Annotated in this window: 20 protein-coding genes; 14 read left to right on the plus strand and 6 right to left on the minus strand. The window is 70.2% G+C overall.

Annotated elements, in window-relative coordinates; translation table 11 throughout:
* Positions 1-7 precede the first annotated feature (7 nt).
* Positions 8-1,009 carry a thioesterase domain-containing protein gene (locus tag AB0C84_RS35760; RefSeq protein WP_361074937.1) on the plus strand — a complete coding sequence of 334 codons (1,002 nt, stop codon included), beginning with the start codon at positions 8-10 and terminating at the stop codon, positions 1,007-1,009.
* A 77-nt stretch (positions 1,010-1,086) separates the two neighbouring features.
* Here the strand turns inward: AB0C84_RS35760 and AB0C84_RS35765 are convergent, their stop codons facing one another.
* Positions 1,087-1,476, minus strand: a complete 390-nt coding sequence (locus AB0C84_RS35765) for a hypothetical protein (protein WP_361074939.1) — start codon at positions 1,474-1,476, stop codon at positions 1,087-1,089.
* 509 nt (positions 1,477-1,985) lie between these two features.
* On the opposite strand from AB0C84_RS35765, the gene AB0C84_RS35770 reads away from it, so the two are divergent.
* Positions 1,986-2,126, plus strand: coding sequence for a hypothetical protein (locus AB0C84_RS35770; RefSeq protein WP_361074940.1), 141 nt, complete (start codon positions 1,986-1,988; stop codon positions 2,124-2,126).
* Positions 2,123-3,169, plus strand: coding sequence for an aminoglycoside phosphotransferase family protein (locus tag AB0C84_RS35775; protein ID WP_361074942.1), 1,047 nt, complete (start codon positions 2,123-2,125; stop codon positions 3,167-3,169). The genes AB0C84_RS35770 and AB0C84_RS35775 overlap by 4 nt, the downstream gene beginning before the upstream one ends.
* Before the next feature lie 336 nt (positions 3,170-3,505).
* Here the strand turns inward: AB0C84_RS35775 and AB0C84_RS35780 are convergent, their stop codons facing one another.
* A complete protein-coding gene (locus AB0C84_RS35780; protein ID WP_361074944.1) occupies positions 3,506-3,871 on the minus strand; it encodes a hypothetical protein in 366 nt (121 codons plus the stop codon).
* 16 nt (positions 3,872-3,887) lie between these two features.
* Here AB0C84_RS35780 and AB0C84_RS35785 point away from each other — a divergent pair, with 16 nt between their 5' ends.
* The 10 genes from AB0C84_RS35785 to AB0C84_RS35830 all read left to right on the plus strand — a co-directional run bounded on the left by AB0C84_RS35785 (position 3,888) and on the right by AB0C84_RS35830 (position 9,387).
* Entirely contained in the window at positions 3,888-4,061 is a 174-nt protein-coding gene (locus AB0C84_RS35785) for a hypothetical protein (protein WP_361074946.1), read from the plus strand.
* A 459-nt stretch (positions 4,062-4,520) separates the two neighbouring features.
* Positions 4,521-5,003, plus strand: a complete 483-nt coding sequence (locus AB0C84_RS35790) for a hypothetical protein (protein WP_361074948.1) — start codon at positions 4,521-4,523, stop codon at positions 5,001-5,003.
* Positions 5,004-5,156: 153 nt separating this feature from the next.
* Positions 5,157-5,858 (plus strand): hypothetical protein, encoded by a 702-nt coding sequence (locus AB0C84_RS35795; protein WP_361074950.1) that lies wholly within the window; start codon positions 5,157-5,159, stop codon positions 5,856-5,858.
* Between the two features lie 82 nt (positions 5,859-5,940).
* Positions 5,941-6,147, plus strand: a complete 207-nt coding sequence (locus tag AB0C84_RS35800) for a hypothetical protein (protein WP_361074952.1) — start codon at positions 5,941-5,943, stop codon at positions 6,145-6,147.
* Between the two features lie 500 nt (positions 6,148-6,647).
* On the plus strand, positions 6,648-6,815 hold the full coding sequence (locus tag AB0C84_RS35805) for a hypothetical protein (protein WP_361074954.1): 168 nt from the start codon (positions 6,648-6,650) through the stop codon (positions 6,813-6,815).
* Positions 6,816-6,978: 163 nt separating this feature from the next.
* A complete protein-coding gene (locus tag AB0C84_RS35810) occupies positions 6,979-7,143 on the plus strand; it encodes a hypothetical protein (RefSeq protein WP_361074956.1) in 165 nt (54 codons plus the stop codon).
* A 58-nt stretch (positions 7,144-7,201) separates the two neighbouring features.
* Entirely contained in the window at positions 7,202-7,801 is a 600-nt protein-coding gene (locus AB0C84_RS35815; protein ID WP_361074958.1) for a hypothetical protein, read from the plus strand.
* Between the two features lie 612 nt (positions 7,802-8,413).
* The gene (locus AB0C84_RS35820; protein ID WP_361074960.1) at positions 8,414-8,707 is read left to right on the plus strand and encodes a hypothetical protein; all 294 of its coding nucleotides are present in this window, start codon (positions 8,414-8,416) and stop codon (positions 8,705-8,707) included.
* A gap of 171 nt (positions 8,708-8,878) precedes the next feature.
* A complete protein-coding gene (locus AB0C84_RS35825) occupies positions 8,879-9,223 on the plus strand; it encodes a hypothetical protein (RefSeq protein WP_361074962.1) in 345 nt (114 codons plus the stop codon).
* Positions 9,224-9,243: 20 nt separating this feature from the next.
* On the plus strand, positions 9,244-9,387 hold the full coding sequence (locus AB0C84_RS35830; protein WP_361074964.1) for a hypothetical protein: 144 nt from the start codon (positions 9,244-9,246) through the stop codon (positions 9,385-9,387).
* A gap of 21 nt (positions 9,388-9,408) precedes the next feature.
* On the opposite strand, the gene AB0C84_RS35835 is transcribed toward AB0C84_RS35830, so the two are convergent.
* The 4 genes from AB0C84_RS35835 to AB0C84_RS35850 all read right to left on the minus strand — a co-directional run bounded on the left by AB0C84_RS35835 (position 9,409) and on the right by AB0C84_RS35850 (position 14,899).
* A complete protein-coding gene (locus AB0C84_RS35835; RefSeq protein ID WP_361074966.1) occupies positions 9,409-12,075 on the minus strand; it encodes a DUF4132 domain-containing protein in 2,667 nt (888 codons plus the stop codon).
* Positions 12,076-12,324: 249 nt separating this feature from the next.
* Entirely contained in the window at positions 12,325-13,572 is a 1,248-nt protein-coding gene (locus tag AB0C84_RS35840; RefSeq protein ID WP_361074968.1) for a tyrosine-type recombinase/integrase, read from the minus strand.
* 56 nt (positions 13,573-13,628) lie between these two features.
* Positions 13,629-14,441: a hypothetical protein gene (locus AB0C84_RS35845; RefSeq protein ID WP_361074970.1), complete on the minus strand. Its 813-nt coding sequence runs from the start codon at positions 14,439-14,441 to the stop codon at positions 13,629-13,631.
* Between the two features lie 29 nt (positions 14,442-14,470).
* Positions 14,471-14,899, minus strand: coding sequence for an NYN domain-containing protein (locus AB0C84_RS35850; RefSeq protein WP_361074972.1), 429 nt, complete (start codon positions 14,897-14,899; stop codon positions 14,471-14,473).
* Between the two features lie 364 nt (positions 14,900-15,263).
* On the opposite strand from AB0C84_RS35850, the gene AB0C84_RS35855 reads away from it, so the two are divergent.
* Positions 15,264-16,439: a hypothetical protein gene (locus AB0C84_RS35855; RefSeq protein WP_361074974.1), complete on the plus strand. Its 1,176-nt coding sequence runs from the start codon at positions 15,264-15,266 to the stop codon at positions 16,437-16,439.
* Positions 16,440-16,523: the final 84 nt, after the last annotated feature.

Here is a 16,523-nt window from a genome sequence, read left to right on the forward strand (position 1 = left end):
AGCACCAATGACCACTGCGTCCGTGAACATCGAGGATCTCCGCGCTCTGATAGCCGACGTACTGGAGATCGACCCCGAGGAGGTCACCGACGAGGCGCACTTCTCCGACGAACTCGGGATCGACTCGCTGCTGATGCTGGAGATCTCTACCCGCGTGGAGACGGCGTTCGGCGTCCCGGAGAACACCGCGGTCATCAGCGGCGCCAAGACCCTCGCCGAGCTGCATGCCTTGGTCATCTCCAAGCTCGTCGGCGAGACGACTGCTTGCCCGGTCATCCGCCCGAGGCCGCTGAGCGACCCAGCGGCGCGCCTGTTCCTGTTCCACCACGCCGGCGGCTCACACCTGCTCTACCGGGGCTGGGCGGAGCACTTCCCCCAGGATTGGGAACTGTGCCTCCTGGAGGCCCCCGGCCGAGGCCAGCTGCAGACGTTGCCGCTGATCGACGACTGCGACCGGCTGGTCGACTACTTCCATACCGCTATCGCTCCCTTGCTCGACCGGCCCTTTGGGTTCTTCGGCCACAGCATGGGCTCACTCATCGCTTACCAGCTCACCCGCCGACTTCACCACCAGGAGGGCCCGCTCCCGGACTGGCTGGGTGTGTCCGCCTACGGCGCCCCCCGAGTCGAGGCCGGCGCCGACAGCCGCCCTCACCTGATGTCCGACGGCGAACTGCGCAACTGGCTGCGGAACGTGGGCGGCAGCCCACCGCAGCTCCTCGACAACGACGCCGTCTGGCGCACGTTCGCCCCCGTGTTCCGTAGCGACTTCAAACTCCTGGACACCTGGGCTCCTCCCCGCGTCCCCGAGCCGCTGCCCGTTCCGCTCTCGGTATTCGGGGGCCACCGCGACAGGCTGATCGACGAGGAGCCTCTGCTCTCCTGGCGACCGTTCACCACGCAATTCCGCGGACTCGACAGGTACGAGGGCGACCACTTCTACTTGATGAACCACCGGCGGCCTCTCGCGGCCGCAATAACGGCCGCGATGCGTTCGGCCGCTTCATGAGATCGCTCTCACCACCGCGCCACCCGCTAGATGACCAACTCCAAGGGGCCCCCGCGCAGGGTGCGGCGGGTGGGTCCTCAGGCGTCAGGGTCGACTTCGGGGTGCGTGAACCGCACGGGCCTGCCCAGCGACCGGGCGTAGGCGATTTCGGCTCGGGTGCTCTTTCCGATGTAGTCGCCGACGACGAGCACCTCATCGGCGAGCTGGATCTTCGCCCGGTGCAGCTTGTCGAGTCGAACCTTCAGCGCCTGAGCCTTGACAGGATCGGACCAAAGTGCGTGCGGCGACTTCAGGTCGCAACCCGGCTTGACGACAATCCTGCCGGCTTCGGTCTCCCGCAGATCGGCCTCGGCCATCTCGGCCATGAAACGAGTGGAGCCGCAAATCACAACAATACGCGGGAAACTCAACTGCTTCTTCGCCTCGGCGAGCTTCTCCTCGGGGGTCATCACTTGCTGGAATGACACTGATTCCTCCTGGTGGTGCGGACCGAGGGATGCCTGCGGAGACGAACGAAGGCGTCAAAGATCATCTTATGGCGAACGACGTGGACACCCGCGCGCCCGCACTCTATGGGACGAGCATCCCAACCCGGTGCCGAGACACCCGCCGGCCGGCCTCAGGCCACGCCTGTGCGATGCCGAACCGGTCACCCTCGCCACGAAAGCCGGTGTCGGTTACCGCGTTCACCGCCTCGATCAGCCGATTCACGCGGCAGGGCGCCGCGGTGTCGCTCTATGCGGCCACACCAAGTACGAGGAGACCGGTGATCCGGATGATCCACACCTGTGCGCATGCCCCCACGAGAAGCAGATCCCGAAAGGACCTGCAGTCCTGTCAGTCGGGTTCCCCGAGGAGAGCTTGCGGTGGGTCGGGCCGGGCGGAGAGCCCACTTGGCACGCGAGTCGGCCCCCTCTGCCGCGGATTCTGCCCACGCTGCGGAAGCCAGCCCGTCTCCATCACCGAGAGCTCCAACATGATCACGGTGACCGCCTTCAACCTCTACGACCGCACCGGCATCGACCTGGTGGAATTCAGTTGCCGCGACGAAGCAGTTCCGTGGATGACGATCCGGCTCGCGTCCGACTCCTCACAGCCTCCGGTGGCAGCACCATGACCTTCGCCGACACCCAGGACCGGCTCACGGCGATCGCCGACACGCTAGTGCTCGCGTACGGACTGCACCCGGCAGAAATAGCGCGAATCCCGGAGGGCACCGCAACAGACAATTACGCCATCGTGGACCAGACGGGCCGGCGGTACTTCGTCAAGGTCTATCGCGATCGAGATCACCTGGATCTGGAGCGGGCGTCGGTCGAACTGTCCGAGTTCGCCGCCGACGGAGGTGTCGCGACCGCGCGGGCAACCCGTACACGCGAGCACGAACTCATCGAGACCCACAGCCGCCTGCCAATGTCTGTGTGGTCGTACGTGCCACACACCGAGACTGCCGAGGGCACCCTGACCGGTGCAAGATGGGCAGCGGCCGGCGCAGCGATGGGACGTCTCCACAGCCGACTCGCCGCACACCCCGCCGCCGCACCCACCCTGAAACCTGGGGTCTCGGTGTGCGAAGTCGCCGCCGCACGTGACCGCTTCGAGAAGCTGATTCTCGCGTACCAGCACAGGCCCAGCCTTGGGGACTTCGAGACATGGGCTCTGCAGGCCGCGCGTGAGCGACAAGCCGTCTTGGGGGACGTCGAGCGCATCCTCGCTTCACTTCCACAGTTGACGGTCCAGATCATGCACGGCGACCTGGCCGGTCCCAACGTCCTGTTGAACAACGACGACGTCGCCGCGATTGTGGACTTCGGACCACCCACCCCTGGGTACCTCGCCTGGGAAATCGTGCGTCTTGGTTGTGACCCCGCGAGCGTCCTGTCCAACGGTATGGAGAGCTGGCTCAAGGGATACACCGAGCTCGCCCTGGCCTATCGAGACGCCAACCCCAAGGCGCCCGCGGACGACCTGTTGTCCTCGCTTCGTGTCGGCTGTGCAGCCAAGCTCTGCGCGACCTTTCCGTTGTCGGCACCGGTGGACCGACCGCACATCGTCGACGCCGCCCTGGAGTCCTACGCGCGGGCGCGGCACGAGGCAGCTCTGATGCTGCTGGACCGGCTGCCTGTCTTGGAGGAGGCCCTGCGTGACGCTCTTCACTGAGTTCATGACCCATGGTCGGCGACGATCCGCAGTGCGGCCCGCTGCTGGCCCAAGTGCTCGCTGCGGCGACGACCGACGCCCACGCCACCAACGACGCAGACAGCCACCCGCTCGTCCTCGCCGCCGCAACCGCCCCCCAACGGCGGCAACTCTCCAGCACCCTCCGCAGCGCAGGCGTAGTAGCAGGCCAGACCCCATCGCCCCCCCGACGTCGAGTTCACAGCCGCCGTGACCCGCGCCATCGACACGCTGCACCACGCACTGAATCGGCCTTGCTGACTCATGTCGATGTACGCCCGCAGCCCAGCCTTCGACGACTTCATCCAGCTCCCGGCGCTACGAAGGGGCGAGAACGGCGCGGAGAAGCCGTGGTTCCACGGGCTGGGCCGGGTCGAGACGCACGTGCCGGGGTTCGGACGCCTCGACATCGCCGTCACCCATCTTGCGCCGTCCATGCCCAGGTGGCGTGTCCTGGAAGCCGAGGGTTTCGAATTGCTCGGCAAGACGCCGATGATCGCCGCCGGGGACTTCAACGCTCGCGCCGTCGAGGACCCGGTGGACCCGCAGGAGTTCGGGCCGCCAGGCCCTGGAAGCGGCCGGGCTCGACAAAGCGTTCAGCAACGTCTTCCTCAGCCACAAGCTGGGGTTCGGCAAGGCGGACTCGCGGTTCTGGTCGCACGTCCTGGACAGGCTCGCCGTCACGCCGGGCGCGCTGGTCGTGTGCGGCAACAACCCCGAGAACGACGTCCGCGTCCCCGCGCTGCTGGGCATCCGCGCCCTCCTGCTCGGCCCCGCGGCCGCCCGCTCCGACCTGCCCCCGCGCACCAACCTGATCGAGGAGATCGGCGAGCTGCCCGAGCTGCTCACCGGAAGGCGGACCAGCCGTGCCTGAGCGATTCACCGTAAGAGTCGGCACCTACCCGACCATGGCGGCCGCCGTGATCGGCGCCGCGACCAGTGCCCCCGCAACACCCTGAACCGATCAGCTCACCGGAACCGGTGTCCTCACCACGTCTGCTGATCTGGCCCCCGGACCCCGTCCGGGGGGCTTTTACGTACGAGTCGACCACGCCACCCGGATGTCCCAAAGGAGAACTATGCCGCCGACGCCCCTGCAAGTAGTCGAGATCCGCACGAGGGCCTGGCGCAAAGCAAGGCACGCACGGGACGACGTCCGCGAGCGGATGTACCGGGCCCTCATGGTCGCCGCAGGCGCGGGCGCCGACATCGACGACATCGTCAAGATCACCGAAACGGCGCATCACGGCCTTTACGACCTGCCCGTCTACCCGCTCTCACGGAGAGGCGTCGACAAGGTCATCGACGGACTGGCCCCTGACGTCGAGGAGATATGGGAGGAGGCGGGCTGCCCGGACCTGCCGGCGGTGCTGAGCCGCTGGAGTTGGCCGCCGACGCCGTCGCCATCCGTATCGGCGAGTGCCTGCGCCTCCTGGACCAGCTCGTCGAGGCGATGTGGCAGGCCCACGCCGCCGGGGTCCACACCCGGGCCATCTCCCAAACCACAGGCTTCGCTCTCCGGGAGACCTCCCGGTATATCGCCCCGCGCTGGGGCTGGGACACCATCGGCGCGGCGCTCGCCGACCTGGCGGCCGAGCATGGCGGCGTCCCTCCAGCGGAGCTCGGGCACTTCGACATGCTGCTGTGGATCCGCAACGTCAACCGGACGCAGGACGTCCACGACCGGTTGCAGGCCCTGCTCGGCGCAACCCGCTGGCGGATCAAGCCCGGCTACGGCCACCCGCAGCACTGGGGCCAGTGGGTGCCCCTGATCCGGCTCCCCGACCTCAAGGACACCGAGCCCGGCCGCCCCTGACCGCCACCCCGCCAACCGCTGATCAGCCTGCCTCTGGCGTGCAGAACCGGTGACCTCAACCAAACCACGTCTGCTGAGCTGCCCCCCGGACCACGTTCGGAGGGCTTTTGCGTACGGGTCGACCACGCCACCCGAATGTCCCGAAGGAGAGCTATGCCGCCCAGGCCCATGTGGGATGTCGCGGACCAAGGCGTCCGCCTCAAAGCGGCGCGGAAGGAACGTCAGGAAAGCCTCCGCCGGCTGTCCCGGGCCATCCTGGTCGCCGCAGGCGCCGACGCCGAAACTCCCGCCATCGCCGACATCGCCGCAGCCCGCAACCCGAACGCCTACGACCTGCCCATCGCCGCGCTGTCGCCGACGAGCGTCCTCGACCTCCTGCGGGATCATGCCGGGGAAGTCCTCGACGCCTGGAAAGAAGCGGGGTGCCCCACCCTGCCGACGGCCCTGGAACAGGTGCGCCGCACCGCCGAAACCACGGCCCTCCGCATCGGGGACTACCGGCGCCGCCAGGACCAGCTCGTCGAGGCGATGTGGCGGGCGTCCGCTGCTGGCAACCCTGCCCGAGCCATCGCGACCATGGCCGGGACGAGCTACCGGGCGACTCGCCGCCACGTCAACGCCCTCGACGACTGGACCGCCATCACCCAGGCGCTCGCCGACCTGGACACGGAGCAGCGCGACGGCGGTCCTGACCGGACCTTCGCGCACTTCGGGACGGTGTTCTGGGCCCGCAACCTCCAGAAGAGCAGCGACGTGCACCGCCGGATGCAGCAGGCGCTCGCCACGGTCCACTGGCAGATCCAGCCCTCCTATGACTTCCCGCACTACTGGGGCCAGTGGGTGCCGCTGCAGTGACGCCCGCCGGCCTCGACCAACGGCGGGTCTTGACCGACGTCTACGCCGCGGTGGTCAGGGCCCGCGGTCAGTACCCGGAGTAGTGGTTGCTGCTCTGGGAGCCCGCCCACCCGCCGACCCGATCGACGTCGAGCAGCCAGTCCTCAGCGATCCCGCCGCCGCCGACCTATACGACCTCGGCGAATCGGTCGACGAATCATTCGGCGACCGCACCCCGACTGTGGGCCACCACGGCGACGACCTGTCCGACCACCGGCCCGTCCGGGGCATCTTCACGTTCGGACAGTGACGCCGCTGGAGCCGTGGGCCATCCCGGCCGCGCCTGGGCGGAGGCGCGGCCGGGATCGACGAGCCCGGCACGCAGAAGAGGGGGCGGTGCCGAGCTCCGATACGGCGCCCCCATCGAGGACTTCGACGGCGTCCGCGTCGTCAAGAACGCCAAGGACTACCCCGCGCTCCGCTCCTCGCGCCGAGCCGGTCCGAGGACCGCACCAGCTCGTCGGGGCCCGGTAAGGCGAGCGCAGGACCTGCGGCATCGGGGTTGTGACGCACCGGAAGGTGAACGGCCGGATCCGGCCCGCACCCGTTGCTGTGGCTCGTTCGGGGCCCGTAATTAACTCCTCGCACCCGACAGCGGGGCGGCTTGTGCCGGTGGTGTGCTCTAACGTGATCCGTGCGAGCGCTTCTCGTCTCCTCGGTCGGCTGCCAGCTGGGTTGGCCGGGGCGGGCCGCCGGTCACCCTCTCCCCCCGGGAGCGGTACCCAGGCCCGGTAGCTAAGGGAGGCCCCGGTGGCGGATCAACAGCCAACGGAGCCCCGCAGCGACGGTGCGGAGCGTGAGCCCGTTCCGGAGCCCAGGTGCCATTGCCGCATCACGGTCTGCCTCAAGGCGGCCCAGGTGCTGGTAGTGGTGGCCGGGTTCGCCTGGAAGATCTACACGGCCGGTCACGGCCTGTAGGTCTGCCAGGAAAGCAAGAAAGGCCCCCCAGAGGGGGCCTTCTCGCGGGGCGAAGGGTGGGTCCGGCTGTAGCTTCCTAGGGCGCGGCCGGGCCCGCTTCGCGTCTGCAGGTACTCGGCGGCGCCCAGGGGCGTGTACCAGGGCCGCTAATTACCTGTATTAAGTGTGTTCACCGTACGGGATCGTCGCCGGTGGCGTCGACGCGCGTACCGGGCTACGGTTCGTCGCCGAGATCATGGCCGGCGCCGTGGACGAGACCGATCCCGCCGCCGGCCTCGGGTGGGGCGCCGCAGCGATCGTGCGGGATCAGACCGGCCGCGACCAGTAATGGACTCGCTACCTCAAAGTCAAAGCTGGAAGGGCGCGCGTAAGGCACACTCGCCGGTATGCGCGAGTACCCCGCCGGAAGCGGCCAGCGCAGGCTGCCGCAGCTGCACGAGCTGGAACAGGTTGCCGAGTTGCTGAACCTGCCCGGGGTCGGGTCGGCGGACCTGGGTGAGGACGCAACGGTGCTGGATCAGTCCGCGGTGCTGCTGGCTCAGATCGCCACTTGGGCGGCCGACGGAGCCCAGAACGCCAAATGCGGGATAGCGGAGTTCTTGCAGCAACCCCGCCGGTACGCCTACCGGGTCGAGGCCGTCGAGGAGGGCAACCAACACTGGCACGACGTGGTTGGCCAGGACGGCTACGGCATACAGGAGTCGGCGGACGGGCCCGAGGCGGTCGCCGTCACCGTGCTGCTGCGGTTCCTGGGGCACGTCCGCGCACACCGGGACGACTACGAGTACCTGTATGAAGATGAGGTCCACGTCCGGGCGAGCGTGTGGGACATCCACAGTGTCGCCGGCTCCTGGCCCTCGCTGAGCATCCCGGAGGACCTGCCGGACCCGGCCCGGTTCGCCTTCCACCTCGCCGCCAACAGGATCAGTCCACACGCCCGCGAATTGCGCACCCCCCGCCAGGTGCGCCGGCACATCGTCGACTGAAGGTTGCGGGGGGAATGTGCCGGCCGGCCGCCGTCCGCCCGGGGCGGATCGGTGGGGCGCCACCCGTCTGTTCGGATGGCAGCCAGGCTCGCGGGCTGCGTTAACCACGGCCGGGTTGTTCGGCTCCCTCGGCTCCACGCCCGCCAGGGTCGTTGCCCTTGACCGCCCTCGCCGGTTCACATGAAATGGCGGGGTACAGCTCGGACAATCACCTCCCCGCCGTTGCGCTGGAAAAGGACCCATGACAAGCGACGAATTGCTAGGCGTGTTGTTGCTCGCCCTCGCAGTGGCTGTCCCACTGCTGGTGGCCCGGGTCGTCATGCCGCTGTTGGAACGGCGGTTCGGTGAGGGACGCCCTGAGGATTTCGAGCGGGCTCGGGAGGCCTTGCGGCCCCGACTCCGTCGCCGACCCAGCGATCTGCCTCGTGATCGATGGGTCGGTCAACGACTCCCCATCGTGAGGAACGCACGTCAGGAAGCGCGATCCCTTTCCCTCGCCTTGACGAGACCGCACAGTGGGCGCTCCATCGGTGGCGTGGGTGAAGCGCGTTAGAAGCGGCGGCCCGTATCTGTAGGAGGCAGGAAGCAGCGGGTAGGTCGTCAGGCCACTTAGTGAAGGACGGCAGTAATTCGCTCGAGCATCTGCTGAACACCGCCCGGTCCGGCGCGGATGGGTGGTGTGTCGCTCTGGCGGCGGTCGGCAGTATGGCGTGCCGGGGTTCCAGCCAGACGGAAACGATCTTGGCCGCCTCCTGCCAGTCTGGCTTGGACCATGCGCTGGCGCCGACGGCGGCCATGCGTGCCGGTTCCACGACCATGGACCTGGTCAGGCTCCGTTTTCTGCTCTCCCTTGGTTTCGACCAGGGCATTCTGTCGGCCGACGCCTCCGGCAGACACGACAGCTGAAAGGCAGCATCGGCTTCCGTTCGACCACTGGCCACCCAGCCCGTTCACCCGACTCGGAATCTCCGGAAATCAGCAGCGCACTGTCCATCCTCAGGACGGCTACGGTGACCGCCATGGGCTTCTACACCCCCGCGGGCGCGGAACTGTCCATGGCCGTCTGGGCTGCTGGACGTGGCCGGGCTCAAGGGCCTGGACACCGAGAAGACGCCGCGAAAGCCTGACAACTTCGGCAATGGCGGCTTCCGGCTGCGCGGGCACGGCGACAAGGTCGAGGTTTTCTACGCGCTGGACGAGTTCCTCGATGAGGATCCGCAGCGCCATCCGATCGCGGCGATGATGATAGGCGCGATCGCCGCAGTCCTGACGGCGAACGGCTTCGCCTTCACCGTCCAGCCCGCCACCGGAGACGACGTCGAGGACCTCCAAGACCCCACCGGTCACCGGTACGGCGCGCTCTTGCTGGTGCATGCGCAAAGCAAGGCGCCTCGCGACAACGGTGGTCAGAGGCGATCCTGATTGAGGGAGAGGGCGGATTAATGGAGCGGGCGGAGGTCGCGCGCTTCAAGTTCCCCGACCGCGTGGTCACGGTGGATGCGCTGCCCGCCACCAAGATCGGCAAGAAGGCGCTGCGGGCCGACATCGCCCGGTGGCTGGACGAGGAGCGCCAGAAGACGCCCTGAGAGGCTCGGCGGGTCACCCGCTCATGCGGTGTCCGCCGAGTCGGCCAGCATCTGAAGCGTCAGGAGCAGTTCGGAGGCATCGACGTCGTCCAGTTCACCGAACGTCGCCTTCGAGGTGCGCAAGTCCGACGCCTCGGATTCTGCGATCCGGACGAGGCCGAGGGTCTGCTCGGGCCATTCTGCAGGGGACATGACCGGGAACCCCGGGCTCACATCCAGCACGACCGTGCGGCCCGCCACATGCCGGGTCAGGCAGTGCTGGACGCCCGCGTCCTCGGGTGTGCCGCGCGTCCAGCCATGGCGTTCTAGGCCCAGCGCCTTTCCGACGCCGACCACGACGTCCACGACCCGGTCGAGCCGGTTGCCGGCGCGCTCTTCGTCCGTGAACGCGTGGACGGGACGGCCGAGCTGGGGGAACGGCTGCAGGATCTCGTAGTCGGCGAAGACTTCGGACCAGGCCGCCACGCTCTTCCCCAGGTGCACCGGGTGGGCGATCCGGACCTCGCCGGACTCCGGCAGCGTCATTGCCTTGTCGTTCACGTCAGCGAACGTGCGGTCCTCGGCGATCCGAAACGCCGTGGTCCCGTCCCCGTCGTGCAGCCAGACCATGCGCCTGACGAGGTGCCACAGCAGCGGGTGCCGGACGAACAGCCGCCGGAAGTCCTCGGTCGCCCATCGCCGCTGCTCGGCCATGGCCCGCTCCATCCGGAGGATCTGGTCGGCGGCGACCGTCCGGACGTCCTTCTTCAAGCCGGTGAAGGCCCGGTGCGCTGCGGGCGCCGCCTCCGGGTCGTCCTTCGCGCCCGGCTTGGGCAGCGTCTTGCGGAGCGTGCCCTTGCCGTCGAACACGACCGGCTTCAACTGCTCGTCGAAGCCCACCGTGAACGACCGGGGCCCGTAGTCGAGCGTCATGCCGCCGTCGGCGTCCAGGCCGAAATCGGGGACGATCCGGTCGCCGAGCTGGTCCATCGTGAGGCCGCGGTCGTCGGCCACCTCGGCCAGCAGCCGCCCCGCCTTCTTCTTGAGCCGCTTGGGCCGGGCCTTCTCCGCGACCAGGTGCAACTGCATGACCGCCACATCGGTGCCGATGCCGGCCAGCACGTCCAGCGCCTTCAGCGGCAGCTGGATCCCGTCCTGGCCAGGCCAGGAACGGGCCATCCCGCCCAGCCGCCGCGCGATCTCGTCGTCGCCGGTCCAGCTGAGCTGCGCCAGCGCCCAGCCGATCCGCGTCGCCTCACCGGACACGCGCCAACGTTCGAACAGGCTCCAGCCGAACTCGGCCAGCGACCCGGGGTCGAGTGCGTCCAGCGCATCACCCAGGCGTTGCGCCGGCGCGCGTCGCGGGCTCGCCTTGCCCAGCTCCTCCACCAGGTGGCCGGTCGCGGCCGCGGGCAGCGCGTGCTCCCGGCCCCGCAGCAGGATCTGCGGCATCGCTGCCGGAGGCGCCCACCCGGGTGCACCCTTCTTTCCGCCCTTCCGCAGGGCTTTCGGCACCTGCTCTTCGGGCGCCTCGGCCACGCGCTTCGCCTGGACGGCGTCGAGCGCGGCTCGGGTCCGCGCGCTCAGTTCCACCGTCTCGACCAGGCCGGGGTGCGCCTCAAGATGCGCGTTCAGCAGCCCTGCCGCCAGCGCCGACCGCTTGGAGGTACGGGTGCTCAGCTCCGGCAGGATCCGCAGCGCCCGGACGGGGAACCGCTCGATCATCGCCTCCATCGCGGGCAGGACATTCACCTTGTCCAGGCAGCCGCCCATGATCTGGAACGCCTCGTCGCCCGGGATACGCGCCAGTGCGTCCACGATGCGCCGCCTGTCCTTCGGCTCCGCGTCCCCGTCGAGCGACCGCGCCAGCACCGGCACCGCGGCCTCACCCAGCCCGTCGACCACGGTGTACAGCACGTCGGGAGACCACTCGCCGGTTCCAAGGACGGCCCAGTCACCGAGCCGTTCGACCTGCTCGGCGGTACTCAGCGACCACCACAGCAGCTTGGCTCCGGCCGAAGTCGTGTAGGACTGCCGCTTCGGCGGCTCCTCGCAGCACTCGTCCACCCACTCCGTGCGGTCCGGCACCAGGAACGACGTGATCAGCCGCTTCACCGGATCCGCGCGGAGCCCGGCCAGCGCCTCGACGGCCGCGGCGCGGGCAACGTCGTCCGCCGCAGCCAGCAGCGCCCGCATCCGCAAGCCCGCGCCGCACGGCACCCAGTGGGCGTGGACCAGATCGTCCGTCCCGCGCAGGACGTAGCCCGGTTCCTCATCGTTCACCGTCATCCCGCCGTCGCCCCAGACCCAGATCCCCTCGATCTCGGCGAACGTGCGGGCGGCGAAGGAGAGCCCGTGCTCGGCCACCAGAAAGTCGGTCCAGCCGGCGTCGTCGGCGTACCGCGATTTCAGCCGCGCCATCGTCTCCACCCGCGCGACCACCGCCGCTCCCAGCGGGGTCGCGTCGCCCTTCAGGTAGGAGAGGCCCGCCTCGGCCAGTTCGGCGACGGTGCCCCGGTGTTCCAGCACGGCGCGGACGACCGTCCGGGCGGCGTCCAGGCCCTCGCGCACCGTGGCGTGAGCCTCCGCACGCGGCTCGGTCGCGGGCACCGGGACCAGGCCCCCGCGCCGGGGGATCAGATCCTCCAGCCACGGGCCGGGGATGACCAGAACGTTCTCGTCGCGGAGCGCGGGGGCATGATCAACCATGCGCCCTCACGGTAGAGCAGCCTCCCGACACTCGGGTGCCGTTCCCCGGAGCGCCCACCGGGTGTCAGGCAGCGCCGGACGGCGCTCGGCTCAGATCCACGACGCAGAAAGCGTTGCCGTCCGGGTCGGCGAGCACCACGAAGTCGAAAACCGGTGGGTACATGTCCCAAGCGAGCCTGCAGGCTCTAGGCCCGATCAGGGGGCAGGTGTCGCACGGCGACGCCGCCGGGCGTTCGAGGCTCGGCATGCTCAAAGGCCAACATCGTCGAGCGCGTTGTTGGCCCAGGCCGAGCCGCGGCGCCAGTACCGGAACACCATGGCCAGGCTTGTCCATCGTCCGTGTTCCTGGATGGTGGAGGGTGCGGCGCCGGCTTCGGCGGCGGAGGTGGCGGCGCCGGCGCGCAGTCCGTGGAAGGTGTGCGCGGTGGCGTTGTCGAGGTCGGCGCGGATGGCGGCGTCGCGGACGATGTCGTTGAGGGTCTCGTCGTCGATGCGGCCGGTGTTCGGTCCGGGAGCGGCGTATCCGGGTGTGCCGCCCAGGCGGCCGTGCCTGTCGATGCCGCGCAGCAGCGGTCCACCGGTGATGGCCGGTTTGGTCCGCGTCGGCTCGGCCAGCCGCGCCACCCAGTCGCGCAGCAGTGCGACGGGGTCGGTCTGGGGGCGTCTGCCGTGCTTGATGATGACCTCGCTGCCTACCGCGTCCTGGTCGGTCTTGGACTGGCGCACCTTGATGACCAGTCCGCGGGTGGTGAAGGCCAGGTCCTCGATGTCGAGCGCGGCGACCTCGGAGCGGCGCCCCATCATCGCGAAGCCGAGCACCAGGACGAGCTGGTCACGTTCGGCGCGCAGCGGGTGGATCCGCCCGGCGTCCGCGGCCTCCCCGATCGCGGTGATCATGGTGCGGAGCGCGGCAACGTCGATCTCGGGGGCGCGCCGCGGCCGGTGGCGCAGCGCCGGGTCGGGGTGCGCGGCGCGCTGCTTGCGATAGGCGCGCAGCGCCATCCGGGCCAGGCGGGGGTCGCAGTCAAGTCCGGCGAGCTTGTGGGCGGACTGCACGCAACTGAGCATCGCGTCGATGGTGCCGGGCGCGGGGGGCTTGCCGTACTGGGTGGTGGTACCGGTCAGGTGGTGGACGTACTCGGCGAGCGTCTCCCGCGTGGCCGGGAGCGGGCTCCTGCCGGTCAGCTCGCACCAGCGTGTGAAGGTGGACCAGTGCCGGGTGTAGGCGCGGGTGGTGTTGTCGGCCAGCCCTGCGGTGACCATCGCCGCGGCCTCGGGGGAGAGGGCCCGGTCCGACGCAGCCGCAGCGTCGCCTGAGGGGGCCGGCGGCCCGGTGAGCGCGGGGCGAGCGGTCCGCGCCGCGGGGGTCTGCGGGGCGGGCGGGGCGAGGGCGGGAAGAGCCAGCCTCGTGGTGCTGTCGTTTCCGGCGTCCGGCGCGGCAGCGGTCGGGGACTGGCGACTCGCAGAGAAGCCGGTACGGGAGGCCGGCTCGGTCATGGGGCTCACGCTCCTTGTTGTCGGCGCCAGCTACATGGCACGGTCGGTGCTCGCGTTCAGTCCGGGTGCTTCACCGCTCGCTGGATCTGTTGGGTCAGCGCCTGGTCGTTCGCGGCCTCGGCGGTGCGCCGGTAGCTGCAGACCACGCACTGCCCGACGCCGACCGCGCCAAGCAGGCCGTCGCGGTGCTCGGCGACTAGGGACACATTGCCGCAGACCGGGCAGTCTTCCACGGTGGTCTCGTCGTCCTTGTGGAAGGGCCGGTAACGAGCGGTGTAGTCCAGGGCCGCTCGCCGCTCGATCTCCTGGTCGTCCAGTAGGTGGAGGTAATCGGTGGCGCGCTCCTGCTCGGCGCGGTCGGCGGCGGGCACCGCGACCTCCTGGCGATCGCGCAGTTCCTCCATGACCGAGCCCAGCGCCGGGTGCGTGTCGAGTTCTTCCAGGGCCCGCACCTGTTCGGCGGTCAGCGCGGTGTCGGGGCGCTCTCCGGTGTCGCGTGCGTGTCGGATCGCCTGGGTGGCGCGCAAAGCGCCGCGCAGAGCGGTCGCTCGCACGGTGGTGAAGTTCGCTATCCGCTCGTTCAGCACTCCCCAGGGCGCGGACTCGTACTTGGGGCCGGCGGGATCATGCAGCACGTGCACCACGCCGGGTTCGGCGGCCTCGCCGTGCTCCTCGATCACGGTCAGCAGGTCGGAAGCCGATAGCACACCGCGGCGACCGCGCTCGCGGCCCGGCCACGCGTGCGCGACGATCGCAGCCAGCCCGTTGGTCACCGCCTGATCGAACACGCCCTCAACGCCGTCGCTGACCCGGTCGTAGCCGACCGCGATGGTGCACAGCGCGTACTGTCGGGCGCGGCCGCGCTGCACCCCCGTGGAGGGCCCGGCGCTACCCGGGCTCATCGCTCGGGCCCGCGGCGCTGTGATTGCTCCGGGCGCGGGGCCGGAGGAGTGGGCGAGGCGAGGGTGAGCCAGTCGAAGAACGGGTCGAGGACGTAGAACTCGTCGGCGCCCTCGCGCAGGTCGCGACTGCAGGCGTGCCGCCAGCTCAGCACCCGCATCCGCAGCCCGCGGCGGTGCAGCGAGGCCAGCGCGGGTTGGAAGTCGCCGTCGCCCGCGACCAGAACGGCCAGGTCGCCGCGGCCGGCGTCCATGTACTCGTAGGAGTCCTCCAGCAGAACCGTGAGCAGGCTGCTGTCGACCCGTTTCTCCTTGTTGGCCGCGTTGCGGTCGAGCACCTCCACCTCGAAGCCCTCGTCCTCGGCGCGAGCCCACACCGAGTCGTTGGGCGGCGGGCGGGAGCCGACCAGGAAGGACCGGCCGACCATGCTGCCGGGCGGGCAGGCCAGCTCGCTTCGATCCAGACGTTGGAGTTGTCCACGTAGGCGAACACCCGGCCCGGGGCGGCCAGTGCGACCGGACGCGTCGCTTCGGCGCGCCGGACCGGGGGCGCCGGCGGCGCCGGGCGGGCCAGCCGCGCTGCCAGCATGCTCGGCGTGGGGACGGCGTCTGGCGCGGGCTGCTGCTGTGTGGTCACGAACGCCGATCTTAGGCGACCCCCCACCGTGCTGGCCAGGGTTAACGATCCCTTAACCCTAGCGAGGAACGTGCTCGCGTTTCTGTTTCTGAAAACCGCGAAATAGAATCTCGGTTTCTCGGAACACGTGAAACGAAACCTGTCACGATGAAGCCATGGCCGATCTTGGACCCCCGGCACCCGACGCCGATGCCGACCGCACTGCGCAGCCCGTCCCGGGCACCGCCGAAGCCCCGTCCGCTGCGCCCGAAAGTTTGGGGGAGGGGGCGGCGGCCGCGGCGCCGCACGGCCGGTGCAAGCACTGCCGGGAGCCGCTGCCACCGCGCGCCGGCACCGGCCGCCGCCGCGAGTACCACCACAGCGGAGAGGGCCCGAATGGGCAGGACTGCCGGGAGGCGGCCCGGCGAGCTCGCGGGACCGCCGTCGGCGCAGTCGTCGAGCATCCGCTGCAAACCCTCATCACCTGGGCCGACAGCGAGGAGGGGCACCGCCGCTCCCACGCCGGACTGCTGCGCGCGGCCGCCGAACGCGACGACCGGCTCGCCGCCGAGCTGGCCGACCTGCGCGCCACCGTGCTGGAGCACCACACCGAGTTGGAGACCCAGACCGCGCAGGCCCGCACCGACGCGGCCGAGGCCGTCGCCGCACGTGAGGCGGCCGAGCGACGCGAGCGAACGGCCCTGGCCGAGGCCACCGCCGCCCGCGCCGCCGCCGAGCGTGCCGCCGAGCGCGCCGCCGGCGCCGCCGAGCTGGCCCGGCGGGCCGAGGACGCCGCCGACGCGCACCGGATCGCGCGGAACAAGGCCGAGCAGGAGACCGCGGTGGCCATCCGGGCGGGCGACGAGGCGCGGACCGAGCGCGACACCGCCCGCGCCCGGCTCGCCGAGCTGGAACTGGAACTGGCCGCGGTACGCGCCCACGCCGAGGCGCTGGGCGGGCGGCTGGACACCGCCGCCAGCGAGCTGGCCGCCGCCCGCCAGACCCTCACCAAGAAGGACGCCGCGATCGGTGACCTCACCGGGCGGCTGGAGCGCGCCGAGCAGGAGACCGAGACGGTTCGCTCCCGCGCGGCCGAGGACGTGCGGGCCGCCCGCGAGGCCGCCGAGCAGGAAGTCCGGCGCGCCGAGGCGCAACGGCACAGCGCTGTCGAGGCCGCCGAGCAGATGCGCGGTGAACGCGACCAGGCCCGCACCGACCTGATCGCCGCGCAGGCCGCGCACCGCGCCGAACTACAGGCGCTGCAACGCGAGCGCGACGCAGCACGGGCCGCGGAGACAGAGCAGCGCGAACGCGCCGTACGCGCCGAACAGGCAACCCAGGCGGCCGAATGAGTCTGAGCATGCCCGGGCGTCGGCGACCTCGTGAACGGGGTCGCGGCGGGAACACGCCGAACGGCGCACTCTGGAGCGCGGGTG

The organism is Actinomadura sp. NPDC048955, assembly GCF_040649435.1.
GTDB classification, from domain to species: domain Bacteria; phylum Actinomycetota; class Actinomycetes; order Streptosporangiales; family Streptosporangiaceae; genus Spirillospora; species Spirillospora luteofluorescens.

Coding starts and splice junctions, on each gene's coding strand:
- AB0C84_RS35770 (WP_361074940.1), top strand. CDS start 1,986: ATGATCACGGTGACCGCCTTCAACCTCTACGACCGCACCGGCATCGAC.
- AB0C84_RS35840 (WP_361074968.1), bottom strand. CDS start 13,572: ATGACCGAGCCGGCCTCCCGTACCGGCTTCTCTGCGAGTCGCCAGTCC.
- AB0C84_RS35795 (WP_361074950.1), top strand. CDS start 5,157: ATGCCGCCCAGGCCCATGTGGGATGTCGCGGACCAAGGCGTCCGCCTC.
- AB0C84_RS35815 (WP_361074958.1), top strand. CDS start 7,202: ATGCGCGAGTACCCCGCCGGAAGCGGCCAGCGCAGGCTGCCGCAGCTG.
- AB0C84_RS35835 (WP_361074966.1), bottom strand. CDS start 12,075: ATGGTTGATCATGCCCCCGCGCTCCGCGACGAGAACGTTCTGGTCATC.
- AB0C84_RS35830 (WP_361074964.1), top strand. CDS start 9,244: ATGGAGCGGGCGGAGGTCGCGCGCTTCAAGTTCCCCGACCGCGTGGTC.
- AB0C84_RS35855 (WP_361074974.1), top strand. CDS start 15,264: ATGGCCGATCTTGGACCCCCGGCACCCGACGCCGATGCCGACCGCACT.
- AB0C84_RS35850 (WP_361074972.1), bottom strand. CDS start 14,899: ATGGTCGGCCGGTCCTTCCTGGTCGGCTCCCGCCCGCCGCCCAACGAC.
- AB0C84_RS35790 (WP_361074948.1), top strand. CDS start 4,521: ATGGGAGGAGGCGGGCTGCCCGGACCTGCCGGCGGTGCTGAGCCGCTG.
- AB0C84_RS35775 (WP_361074942.1), top strand. CDS start 2,123: ATGACCTTCGCCGACACCCAGGACCGGCTCACGGCGATCGCCGACACG.
- AB0C84_RS35760 (WP_361074937.1), top strand. CDS start 8: ATGACCACTGCGTCCGTGAACATCGAGGATCTCCGCGCTCTGATAGCC.